The organism is Mycoplasma sp. Z386, assembly GCF_054343375.1.
Genome location: NZ_JBTGVC010000001.1, coordinates 63,467 through 77,215 on the forward strand (window position 1 = coordinate 63,467; position 13,749 = coordinate 77,215).

Annotated in this window: 6 protein-coding genes; 4 read left to right on the plus strand and 2 right to left on the minus strand. The window is 26.1% G+C overall.

Annotated features, from left to right (window positions below):
- Positions 1-94: 94 nt before the first annotated feature.
- Both ACXX85_RS00325 and ACXX85_RS00330 read left to right on the plus strand, forming a co-directional pair.
- Positions 95-4,306: a hypothetical protein gene (locus tag ACXX85_RS00325; protein ID WP_458560338.1), complete on the plus strand. Its 4,212-nt coding sequence runs from the start codon at positions 95-97 to the stop codon at positions 4,304-4,306.
- A 9-nt stretch (positions 4,307-4,315) separates the two neighbouring features.
- Positions 4,316-9,445 carry a hypothetical protein gene (locus ACXX85_RS00330; protein WP_458560339.1) on the plus strand — a complete coding sequence of 1,710 codons (5,130 nt, stop codon included), beginning with the start codon at positions 4,316-4,318 and terminating at the stop codon, positions 9,443-9,445.
- Between the two features lie 235 nt (positions 9,446-9,680).
- Here the strand turns inward: ACXX85_RS00330 and nagB are convergent, their stop codons facing one another.
- Both nagB and nagA read right to left on the minus strand, forming a co-directional pair.
- Complete coding sequence (gene nagB / locus ACXX85_RS00335; protein WP_436358530.1) at positions 9,681-10,424, minus strand: glucosamine-6-phosphate deaminase; 744 nt, start codon at positions 10,422-10,424, stop codon at positions 9,681-9,683.
- Entirely contained in the window at positions 10,424-11,527 is a 1,104-nt protein-coding gene (gene nagA / locus ACXX85_RS00340; RefSeq protein WP_458560340.1) for an N-acetylglucosamine-6-phosphate deacetylase, read from the minus strand. Before nagA ends, nagB begins: the two co-directional genes overlap by 1 nt.
- A gap of 191 nt (positions 11,528-11,718) precedes the next feature.
- Between nagA and ACXX85_RS00345 the strand changes: the two genes are divergently transcribed.
- Both ACXX85_RS00345 and ACXX85_RS00350 read left to right on the plus strand, forming a co-directional pair.
- Positions 11,719-12,018, plus strand: coding sequence for a hypothetical protein (locus tag ACXX85_RS00345; RefSeq protein ID WP_458557239.1), 300 nt, complete (start codon positions 11,719-11,721; stop codon positions 12,016-12,018).
- Positions 12,011-13,726 (plus strand): PTS transporter subunit EIIC, encoded by a 1,716-nt coding sequence (locus ACXX85_RS00350; protein ID WP_458560341.1) that lies wholly within the window; start codon positions 12,011-12,013, stop codon positions 13,724-13,726. The genes ACXX85_RS00345 and ACXX85_RS00350 overlap by 8 nt, the downstream gene beginning before the upstream one ends.
- The last annotated feature ends 23 nt before the right edge of the window (positions 13,727-13,749 follow it).

Consider the following 13,749-nt stretch of genomic DNA (forward strand, 5'->3'; position numbering starts at 1 on the left):
TTTTAATCAAAATTTACGCATAATTTCTTTTGAAATCCCTATTTGTAAGACAATTTATAAGTATTTTTATATAATTAAAATATAAGGATTAATTATGCAAAAAAAGAAATTTAAAAAATATGTAATTCCTGCTTTTTTAGGTATTGCACCTGTTTTAGCAGTTGCTTGTAATGAAAAAGTAGAAGTAGAAAAATTCGATAATAATGATAAAGAAATAGAAATTAAAAAAATAGAAAATAAAACTACAGAAAATTCAGCTACTATTAAAGTTTTTTTAGAAAAACCCATTTCTCAAAATGGTAGTTTTTCTTTAACCTATGATAATCAAAATATTAATGGATACTTATCAAGCGATAAAAAAACTATAACATTTTTCATAAATAATTTATCATCAAATAAAATATATACTTTTGACATTAAATATAATGGAAAATCACTAAAAACTAAACAACAAGAAAAACAATTCTTCTTTAAAACTAAACAACAAGAAAAACAAGAAAATCCTAACTCCGGTATAAATAAACCACCTACAAAACCTAAGCCAGTAGAAAAACCAAAACTTCCAGAAACCCCAATTACGCCAACAAATCCAAAAAATAAAGATAATGAACCGAGTCAAGAGAAAAAAGATAATTTTACAATATCAAGCGTTTTTTGAAAAGATATCAATACAAACAACGTTACTTTAACTTTAAACTTTTCTAACTACACACTTTCTGTTGCAAACAAAAATAATCTTTTAGTAACTATTTCAGATGGACAAAATCATAATCAAAATCTTTCAATAACTGAATCACCTACATTTTCTATAACTTTTAATTCTCTTCAAGCAAATACAACTTATACTTTAACTTCTGTGTTGTTAAATGGAAATTCTTTATCTTTACCAAATGATAATTTAAGCATTACAACAGCAATGAAACAAAAAGAAATAGAACCTGAAACACCACCAAAAAAAGAGAAAAAAACTTATAATTTACAAAATACCACTATTTCTAATATTCAAACTAATAAAGCACAACTTACTATTTCTTTAGATACACCATTAGATTCATCTGATGCTGCTACTTTATCTCTTCAAGACACAAGTGGACAAACTTTTGATTTTAGTAGTCCAAAATCAAACAATACAAATTTAACTTTTGATTTATATAATCTTAAAGCTAATACAACTTATTATCTTACTAATCTAGAAATAGGAACTCAAAATATTTCTTTAAATAATAAGTCTTTTACAACAACTAATAACAATGTAGAATTTAATGAAATAGACTATTCTCTTTTAGATTCATTTATAAAATATGATGAACAAGTAAGTAAATTTAATGAAAAAGATAATTTACACATTAAAGATATTTCTTTAATTGATAATAAAACTTTATGATTTGCTTTTGATCATTTACCTACTTTAAAAAATAACGATTTTACCTTTACATTTAACGGACACACTTATACAACCAAATATAATGGGACTTCCCAAAATATTTTAGTTAATGTAAATAATGCTAATTCAAATAATAGCATTTCTAATATAACTTATGGCGGAAATTCCATAGAATTTAGTAAAAATATCGTAAATATAAGCAAAACCGGAACAAGTGCTACATACTCTGTTGATTCTTTTAACATCAGCAATAATAAAGTTAATATCAATTTAAATTATTTACCTAATGTTACAAATAATAAATATCTCATTACAATAAAACCTGATGTAAATGCCTATGATGGAGACATAACAGTTGTAGGAACTTATAAAAATGGACATATCGAATCTGAAAATATTATTAAATTTAATCAAGGATACAATAAATATATTCTAAGTGATGTGGTATCTCTAAATAATAATTATTCATTTAATGTTCCTGAAGAACTTTCATGACAATCTAATCAAACATTCAATCCAACCATTTCCAAAATACAGTTTGCTGTTGCAAATACTACAAGCAATACCTTTGTAGGAGCAATTAACATCAATGCAACTGATTCAGAAATGGAACAATTTAGAACTAAATATTTAAAACTCACTTTTGTAGATTTAGTGCAAAAAAATATTCCAACCGATAGTGAAAGTGACAAAAGAAGTTATGGATATACAGGTGATGGTGGTGATTGATTTGAAAGACAATTTCGTCAAGAAAATACCAAATCAATATTTTTAAATTTTGATGAACTTAAAAAATTCTCTTTTACTGGTTTAACTGAAGGAATTACTTGAAAACTAAATCAAGTACAAATTGTTAATAAATATGACTTATCATCAGTTATAGACTATGATGACAAAGGACAAGAAGGAAAACTAAAACATCGCAAATTAAGTCTAATTCAACAAAGTGGAATAACTGAATTAAAACCAACTTTAGATGTTTCACAAAATACATACAATGATGCACTTGGAGTTAATTTTATAGCAAATAATTTAAATACAATCAATAGTTATCAATACCAAGAATCACAGTTAACTAACAACATTAATGGAGATGTTCCAGAATCAATACCATTTAATTGACATAACTATACAACTTTAAACAATGCTTATTTAAAAAATACCTTATTTTTAACACATTATAGTGGTGATGTTAATTCATATCTAGCTGGTTCATATTCACAATATAACAATCCTTTACCTGTTGTACTATTTGATAATAATCAAGAATATAACTATGGAGCAATCAAAGAACATGCTCTTGATAAAGAAATGCACGAAAACTCCGATAGAACCGAATTTTATGTAGAAAAAGATCTTAGAAACTTTAAAAATTTAGACACTAGTAAAGAAGCAATTCTTAACTTTAGTTTTGTAGCAAGTCCAAAACAAGTTAACTTTAGACAATTTTCTTTTGGTAGTTTTGATTGAGCTGTTTCTTTTAGTTGAAATAAACTTAATGCAAGTAATAACAAAACTCTTTCAAACATAAAGATTAAACTTTTAGGAAAAACTGAAGATTTATTAAAAAAAATTGGAAGAAAAATCGATTCAAATAGTAACTATCATTTAACATTAAATGACCAACAACTTGAAGACTTAATGAATAAACATCTTAAAGCACAAGTTTCAATAAATGGAGATAAATTAAAAATCTCATTAATTGCTCGGGAAGGGCACATTAATAAAGATATGTACATTCACAATCTTTCTTCAAGTTATTCAACTTTTGTTGATAAAACTTGAAATTATCTATCTATTATGTATTTAAAAAATGGAGAACCTTTTTCATATAAAAATGAGCACACTAAAGCAAAAAATCAATTAAAAATAGATGGATTTGAGTTTGATAAAGATACTAAGTTTAAAAGTGTTGGGTATAATGATGCTGATAATCCTATAAATATTGAAGTTACAACCTGATATACAAAATCTTCAGTTCAAAATACAATTCAAGAAGAAGTAATAGCTAGATCATTTGGAACTTTGTATGGAACTGCTTGAATGATAGGTAAAGTTGATCCTAGCAATCCAAATGATAATAGATATTATTTTGGAACTAATATTCACGTTCCAGTACAAACTACAGATTTTATTTCAGCACCAAAGCAACATACTTCAAAAGAAGATGTAAGTCTATTTTTAGGAGATTACTGAAATACAAATAATTCTGTTTTTTGAACTTCTCAAAATAATAACAATAAAAGTTTAGATGGAAGTTTATCAAATGTTAAAGGTAAAAATAGAACAGATTTTAAAATTCATATAATAGACATAAGCGAACTAATTAACTACTATAACCAGCATAAAAATGATGTAAATAAAGAAAATAATCCAAGATTTAAAGTTGCTGAACATATTGCTAATTGAAAAAATATAAGACACAATAAAGTATCTAAAATGGGTCGTTATATTCACCCTTATATGTACTATACAATGTATATGTCTTCCTTTCCTGGTTCAACAAAAAAACATACTAAAAAGAATATTCAAGTTCGTCAAAACTTTGTTGGTGATATCTTATTTTATCCAGGAAATTTAGTGCAAGATGCTACAACTGAAAAATCAAGTTTTATCAAAAAATTCCAAAATTCAAATGGTGAAATTATAAGAGGTAATGCAGAATACCAACTTGCCGGCGGTTCTTCAGGAACTGGTCTATATGATCATGAAGGAAACTTTTTAGGAATCCATGCTAACGAAGAAAATGGTGAAGCTTCTTCCTATTTATTATCTTCACAAAGAATTAATTTCTTTGGTGAATTAAATGATTATAATAATGGTTCATTTGCTTATAAAATACAGAGATTAAGTCGTTTATATCCTAAAAAATATAAAATGCTTGATATTTTCAATGAGTTTGAAAATCCAATTAAAAAATAAGGAGTGAGAATGAAAAAAATAAAAAAATTACTAATTCCGAGTGTTTCTATTACTATTGCTGCTTCTTTACTAACAATAGCATGTGGCAATAACGAAATAACAAAAGAACAAACTTTTGATGCTAAAGTAGAATCTATTCATGTTGACAATAATTCTGCAATTATTAAAATAAAATTAACTAAAACTTACAAAACTTCTGAAATTTCTTTATATTTAAGTAAACCTACACAATATGATAAACCACATATTAGCATTTCTTCTAATATTTTAACTATTACTTTTAAAAATATGAAAGAAAATACTGAATATCAAGTTGATAGTATTTTTGCTAATAAAACTGAATTAAAATTTTCTCAATTTGATAAAGAAAAATTGAGATTCAAAACATTAAAAAATCAAGAAGTTAAAACAGATGCAGAGATTTTGAGTGTTAATTCAGATTCAAATAGTGCTACATTTACTTTAAAATTGACTAATAAAAATTTAGATGTAAGCAAATTATCAGCAACTTTAAACCCAAACTCAAATGCTTCAATTACTTCTAAAAACGATGTAGTTACTATTAGTTTTAAAAACCTTACTCCAGATACAGATTATCATTTATCACAACTCAAAGTTGGAAACACTATTTTAAAATTATCAAATAGTGACAACAATAAATTATTCTTTCATACAGCAAATATAAGCAAAAAACCACAAATTACTCAATTATCTCTTTCTGAAGATAATAGCAAATTATATGTAAAACTTGCTAATGCAAATAAAACAATGTTTGCAAATACAGCAAAAATAAAATTTGAAAATATTGATTCCGTTTTTACTTCTTCTTTATATGATGCAAATACACAAATATTAACCTTTGATATTTCAAACATAACAAAACCAGATAATAATAAATTGGCAATTTCATATTTAGAAATTGCAAATAATCAATATCACAGTAATTTAACAATTACTTTTAACAAAACAAATAATCCTGAAATTGATTCTCCAGAACCTGAGACACCACCTAAAACTAATCCAGGAACAGGTGATAATCTTGGCGGAACAGATAATTCACAGAATCCACCTGAACAAAATAATCCAAAAGGCGAAAATCCTTCACCAACTACTCCCGATAACAGTAGTAACCCCATTAAAAAACCAAGACCAGAAAATGATCAATTTACTATCGATTCTATTTCTTTAACAGAAGTTTCTAAAACAAGTGCATCATTAAGAATTTCATTTTCTTCTAATAGCAAATTACACGATCCAAATGAACATACCTTTGATGCTATATTATCAGATTCTGTTAATTTAAAATTTACAAATTTTAGAGAAGGAAGTAATTTATATTTAAATTTTAATAATTTAACTGCTAATACAACTTATAAATTAACATCTTTAAAATTAAATAATGTAACTTTAAATTTGCCAACTAATAATCCAACTTTCACAACATTAAATACAAATTCAGAAGCTTTTGTTAGTGAAAACTTTAAAAAAGTATTTAATGAAAGTCACGTTTTCGGAACATATAGTCAAGATTTATTAAATGTAAATCAATATACAGATTCAACTGATGCAACAATTAAAGCAGATAATTCCTTAAATCAATACTTTACTTTTATAGAAAGTAGTGATTACAATCAAGTTTCAAACGAAGTTTTAAATCCACCAAAAAATACACAAATTATCAACTCAACAATAGCTGATAATACTATCAAAATTCAAATTAAAACAGTTGATTTAAGTGATAATACTTCACTTACTTTAAAATACAAAAAAGCCACTAAAGAACAACTTAATACAGTTTCTGAAACAGGTGTTAATGCTGTTGTAACTAATAATTTAGTAACTTTTACAATTAATAGTTTAGCTGCAAATGAGTTTGTAAAAATAACAGGTTTATATAATAATTCAAATAAAATAAATCATTTTAGTGGATTAAATAGTATTTTTGAAAATAAAAACTATACAACTGAATCAAATGCTTTTGAATTTAGTAGTGAAAATAATTTTAAAGCTATAAGATATCAAAATGGTCTCATTTCCCTGGAATTTATTGCAACAAAAAAATCAAATCAAAATTCAAATGTAAACTTTCCACAATATTTTATAAAATATAAACAAAACGGTTCTTTTCAATACAAAGAATTTAGTCGTAGTGCTTTAGAGGGTTCAACAAATGCTCGTAAATATAATGTATTTTTACAGAAAAATGAATCATTTATATGAGATAATTATGTAGATTTAGTTTTACAAAAAAATGGTGACAGTGGTTCTAATTACTATGATATAGAAGGCTTTCCAGGATTTAATAGTGCTTCAGGAACTCTTACTAATAATTACCAAAATCCTGTTTTAGACGTTTTATCAACAAAAGTAGAAAATAACAAAGTTATTGTTAAATATTCACAAAGTCTTAATGAAAATATTAATTCAATTAAACTTTTAGTTAAAAACTTAAATCCTTTTGATCCTTATTCAAAACTTATTGAAGCAACAGTTGATAAAACTAATAAAAACGCTTCATTCAATGTATCGCTTTTACCTAAAAACCTCTCTAAATACATTATTACAGCAGCTCAAGTAGGTGATGAACAAACAGGTTTTTCTTTTTTAGATAAATATAAATTTCAGACAAATGTATCAGCAAAAACCTTTAATTTAACTAATTTTTCTACTTATATCGATGAAAATAACAAAAAATTATATGGATCAGCAAAATTTGATTTTACTAATGAAGATTTAAAATTATTCAAAAACAAATGAATTATTTTTGAACTAAAACCTGAAGTGCAAGCTGATAAACTCGAAGCATATCAATTTGTTTTACCAACTACTTTAAAACTAATTGTGCCATTTGAAAAACTCTGAAAATTCCAAATTTCTGGTTATTTTGAAAACACTAAATATACTATTTCTAAAATATATGCAACAGAAAAACAAAGAATGGATATGTATTATGATAAATTTAATTTTTCTGCTAATGCACAAAAATCATTTAGATATCACTTTAATTATTCAACAAAAGGAAGTAGTCCTTATTTATTAACTAACAATAATCAAACTAACGCTATTACAACTTATAACAATAGCGATTTAATTACTCAAAGTAAAAACTTAACTGTTGATGATTTAACTGGATATTGATTAAACCATGAAAGCAAAAGCAAAATTCCTTACTCACTTCAAAACCATTATGCTTTAGTTGAATATGAAAGAATGTGAAAATATCGTGCACTTGAAGATGATAGCACCTTAGCTAAAAAAGATTTTATACTTGTCGATGATACGGGAAAAGAACTTGATTATTACTTTTTTACACCACGTGAAATTCTTGCTAAAACTATTTTTAACTTTGGTGAAAATCACCATTCAATTTGAATAGAAAAAGATTTAGATGAATATAAAAACTGAGAAAATTTTCAAAATAAAACATATTTTACTTTTAGATTTGAATTAGAAAACACTAAAATTATTACAACTAAAACTAATCGAAATTCTTCAGTTCCAGTTCCCCGTGGGTTGTTATCCTTTGTAAATGTTTCAGTTTCTTTTAAAGAACTTTTAGAAAGACACACAATTGAAGATGCAAGTTTTACAATTACCGCAAGAAATGAAGATGCTTTATTTAATCAAACTCTAGCTGCAATGATGAAAGATAGATATTCCTTTAAAGTTACTTATGATCAAAATAATAAAAAGTTAAAATTAGAAGTAATTCCAAAAAATTCTGATATTTATTTCACAGATATTTTATCTGAGCATATTTTAGCAAATAAATCAACAGCTTTTGTTGGAAATGTCTTTCTAACTATGAACTATGTTGATAATAAAGTTAATCCAACTAAAAATCCTTCATATCTAGCAAAAGCACTAAAAGATTCGATGTCAATTTCACTCACTGAAACTATCCAATCACGTCAGCAAGCTGAAGAAGGAAAAAGAAACAATTCTTCCTATGATAAATTTCAACAAACATCAAAATTAAAAACTGAAGAAGGAATTGTTAAACGCCTTTATTTAGAAGATAAATTTGATGTATTAAACGATGTAAGAAAAAGAACTTTCGCTTTTGATTACCATGGAAGAGGAACATGAGGTTTATTCAACAAAGTAAAACCAGATGATCCAAACGATCATCGTTACTACATTGTCTCTAACTCCCATAATATCGATTTGCTAGATGATGGTTCTAGTCCTTCATGAGTAAGAGCAGGTCAATCACTAGATGGATTAAACATTGAAAAAAGAACAAGAAGTAATATCCTATCTCCTATTTTCTTAAATAGACCTACTGCTAATACACCTAATAAAGAACCCATTTTAGAAAATCATGGTTTAGGGCACAATATGATTAATAATTTAAGTATTGAAATGGTTTCACACTTTTTTGCAAATGGTAAATCTGATGAAGATTCCTATAAAGATCCTTACTTTCAAGATTTTCGCGATAACTATGGAAATCCACTTAGCAGAGGTGAAAAATATTCAGATATCACTGTTGCAATTATAGACATCTCTTGATTTGAAAATAATTTTGCAAACAAAAATATAGATAGCACTGATTTTACCTTTGAAGGTAAAAAACTCAGTGATGATCAAAAACGAATTATTAAATTCTTTTTAAACTGAAAAACTGCTAAAGAAATTAAAATTTCTAATGAATTATTACATCAAAATGCTTACAACAATTTAAATTGACTTGTTGGTTCTATGCCAGGACAAAATTCTAAAAACCCTGATTCTCCAGTAGGCAAAAACGGACAAACTCGTTTCCGTGAATATTTATTAGGAAACTTCAGATTCCAAGGAAATATTAATAGTCTTGGTTCTTTAAATCATAAAAATGAAACCATTGTATATGGTTGAAATAGTGTTGATTTTGCAGCTGGTTCATCAGGTTCTAATGTTTTTGATAGTCAAGGTAATTTAGTTGGACTTGTAACACAAGATCAAGATGGACAAACTGCAGAACAAGGAACTGCTTCAATTATGTTACTGGATGGACAAAGAATTGGTTACATTGGTAACGGACACAATCCTCAAAATCCTTATTCATTTTATGAAAAAATTCGTTTACTTTCATACTTATTCCCAGAACGATATGGAGCAAAACATTTTTCTGAAAAACCTGCAGATTTATTATAATTTCAAAAACACCACAAAAGTATGTGGTGTTTTTAAATTCAAGGTTTGCAAAGTTGTTTAATATCATCTTTATTAATAGGTTAAATTTTACAAATTTATATCTTTTTTATTATTTTAATATTTACTAATTTAACAAGTAAAGTATAAAGAGAAAAAGGCTAAAATGCCTTAAAATAAAGTAAAATCGGTAATATAAACTTTCAACTGGGAAAGAAAATAGTATAATTTAAAATTTTTATTTTTCTTTATTTTGAAAGTCCAATAATTTAGCTGCTTGTTCATCTAAAATAATAGTTACATCTTTATGTAATCTTAAAAAACTTGCAGGTAAATTACCAGAAATTTCTTCTGTTATCATTCTTTTAATTGCTTCTGCTTTGGAATTTCCAGTCGCAATTAAAAGAATTTTTTTTGCTTCTAATATAGTTCCAATCCCCATGGAAATAGCTGTTTTAGGAACTTCATTTTCATTATTGAAATATATTTTATTAGATTGAATTGTGCTTTCTGTTAATGTTACTTCTCTTGTCCTATCATAAATTTGAGAACCCGGTTCATTGAATGCAATATGTCCATTTGTTCCTATTCCTAAAATCATTAAATCAATTCCACCACTATTTTTTATTTTTTCTTCATAGATAAGTGAATTTTTTTTAATATCACCAATTCCATTAGGTAAATTAATATTTTTTTTAACAATATCAATATGATTAAATAAATTTTGATACATAAAATAATGATAAGAACAAGGATTTTCATTAGAAACTCCAACATATTCATCTAAATTAAAAGATGTGACTTTTGCAAAGGAAATTTCTTTATTTTTATACATTTTAATAAGATTTTTGTATGTTAAAATAGGTGAATTTCCTGTAGCAAAACAAATTTTTAAATCCTCTTTTTTAAAAATTTGTTCTTTTATTAAATTAGCAGTAAATTCTGCTACTTTTTCTTCATTATTTTTAATAAATATTTTCATTATTTCACCACTTCTCCATTTATATAAACTTTTTTTATTGAATAATTTTTTGAATCTAAAATTAAAAAATCTGCTAAATAATTTTCTTCAATTTTACCTAAATTTTGAATTCCAAGATATCTAAAAGCATTATATGAAGTCATTTTTACAGCTTCATTTAAAGAATAACCTAATTTTAAAATATTTTTAAATGCATCATGTATTACTATTCCTGAACCTGCTATTGTATTTGTTGCAAGTAATTTGATAACTTTTGCCTTTTTATAAACAACAAGATCACCAGAAACACTCTCTCCATCTTTATAATAAGCAGGTTTAATAGCATCAGAAATTGCAATAATTTTATCCACTCCTTTTATATCAATTGTGAATTTTACAGTTTCTTTTTTAATATGAATAAAATCAATAATCATTTCACTATAAACATTTTTATTTGATAAAGCTGCTTGCACTATTCCGGGATTTCTTGAATCCACTCCAGACATTGCATTTCACAAATGACAAACTGAATCACACCCATTTTCAAAATATTTAGAAGCTAAAGTAAATGATGCAGATGAATGACCTATAGAAGGAAAAATTTCTTTCTTTTTCATAAATTTTAAAATATCTAAATTTGCCATTGTAGGATCAAAGGAAATTCTTTTCAATTTATTATTGGAAGCAAATAATAGTTTTTGAATTTTAAATTTAGTTGCTTTTTTTAAAAATTCAGCACTATGAGCTCCTTTTTTATCAAAATTAATAAAAGGACCTTCTAAATGAATTCCTAAATTTCTAGAAACTGTTTTTTCTACTAGGGACATTGAATTTAAGGAATCCAAAATTTTAGTTCATTGTTTAGACATTGCAGTAGGCATAAATGAAGTTGTTCCTAGTTTAGCTAATTTTTTAGAAACTTTATATAAAGATTCTTTATTATCCATAACATCATAATTTGCTATTCCATGAATATGTAAATCCACAAAACCAGGAACTATTAAATTACTTCCTTGTCCTTCTATTGGTTCTATTTTTAATATTTTATTTTTTTCTAAATAAATATTTGCATTGTCAATAGTATATTCTGGATTAATTATTTTACAGTTTTTTATTATTGTCATATTTCACCTTATTTTATTTTACAATTTATCAACAAAATAAAAAAAAGTTGCATAAATTATGCATAAGAATTTATAAATATTCATTAAATTTCAAAAAAAATGCATAAAATATTTATTTTATTTCATTAAAGTTCAAAATGTATAATAATTTAATTGTTAAAGACTTATTTAACACTAAGGAGGAAAAGTAAATGTCACTTTTCAAAAAAATTGACTTTAAAAAGATTGAAAAAATTCAATGAATATACATTTCACTATGAATTTTGTTTTCAATTTTACTAATAACTGTTGTTTTATTGCTAACTCTTTACACAAAACCAAATTTAAACAATGCTGAACTTCAAGCAGCAGCATTAAAAGTTAGAGCAGATGTAATTGCTTCTTTTGTTTTGGTTTTTGTAATTGTTTTCTTTGGATCAATTCTTTCAACTGTTATTATACATGGATTCTTTATTAAAAAAGTGAAAGGAGTAAAACAAAAAAATGAGTAGTTTAAAAACAATGAATGCTGGAAAAGCAAGTTCAGGTTTTTTCAAAAAAATGTTAGAAAGACTTGGAAAAATTGGTACTGCTTTATTATTCCCTATAGCTATTTTACCAATAGCTGCTATTTTATTAAGAATCGGAGCTGATGTTCCGCAAGATACTACATTTTCTAAACTTATTCAAAATATTGTAACTCAGTCTGGAGATCTTGTTTTTTCAAATCTTTACTTGCTATTTGCTATTGGTTTAGCATTTGGATTTACTAAATCAAGAAGGGGAGAAGCTGCTTTTTCAGGAGCTGTTGCAATGTTTATAGTTGCAAAACTCGTTCCTATTTTAACTACAGCTTTATATTCTCAAATTAATTTAGGAGAATCTTGAGCAAAAGATTCAAAAACTATAGTGCTTGGATTTGAAGCGTTATTTAGAGGTAAATACGAAGCAATTCTTGGAAACAATGTTTTAAGTGGAATTATAGTTGGTTCTTTTGTTGCTTGAATTTATAATAAAACTAATATGGTTGAATTACCAAAAGTGCTTGGATTTTTCTCAGGAAAAAGACTAATACCTTCATTAGCTGTTGTTTTTGCAGTAATTTTCTCAGTTGTTTATTCACTAATTTTCCCTTGAGTAGCATTTGTAATATTCAAACTATCTAAATTGCTTTCTGATGCAACAAGTCCAGGAGAAGCAAATACACTTTCAGTCAGATTCACAAGAGCTTCTATTGAAGGGGTTTATGGTTTCTTAAATAGACTATTAATCCCTTTTGGATTACATCATATCCCAAATAATTTATTCTGATTCCAATTAGGAAGTTTTGCTAAAGAAGGTGGAAAAGCAGATGAAGTTGTAAACGGAGATATCTTTATTTTCTTACAAGGAGTTGCTAAAAACAACCCAGGTGGATTATTCCAATCAGGATTCTTCCCAATGATGATGTTTGGATTACCTGCATTAGTTGGAGCTTTTGTATATACAGCAGAAAATAAAGAACAAAAAATCAGAGTTATAGCACTTCTTGGTTCTGCTGCACTTGTAAGTTTCCTTTCAGGAATAACAGAACCACTGGAATTTGCATTCCTTTATGCATCACCACTATTATTTGTTGTACATGCTGTTTTAACTGGTATTTTTGCCTTTATAACAGGTGCATTTGGAATTCAATTAGGATTTGGTTTTTCAGCTGGATTGATGGATTATATTTTAAGTATTCCCAAATCACTTGCTATAATTAAAGAATCAGGATTTACTGGTGCAAATAAAGTATTTGCAAACCCAGGTTGAATAATTCCTATCGGTGCTTTAACAGCAACTACATATTTCTTTGTTGGAACACTATTAATTAAAAAATTAAATCTAAATACCCCAGGTAGAGGTACAGGAAAAATTGCTGATGAAGAAATAGAAAACCAAAAATCAAGCAAAATAGAACAAACAGATTCTAAATCTAAAAGTACTTTATCTAAAAAAGCAGTAACCATCATAAAAGCATTTGGTGGTTGAGAAAATATTGTAGAATACAATAACTGTTCAACAAGATTAAGATATATTGTTAAAGATGGTTCTAAAATCGATGAAAAACTGATGAAAAGCGCTGGAACTTTTGGATTAATTAAAATTTCTGAAAATTCATTCCAAGTAATTATTGGTGTTGAAGCAGAACTTTTAAATAACCAAATAACCGCAAACATCGGTGCTCCTTTAGAATAATTAAAAAGTTCAAGTTATAAAAA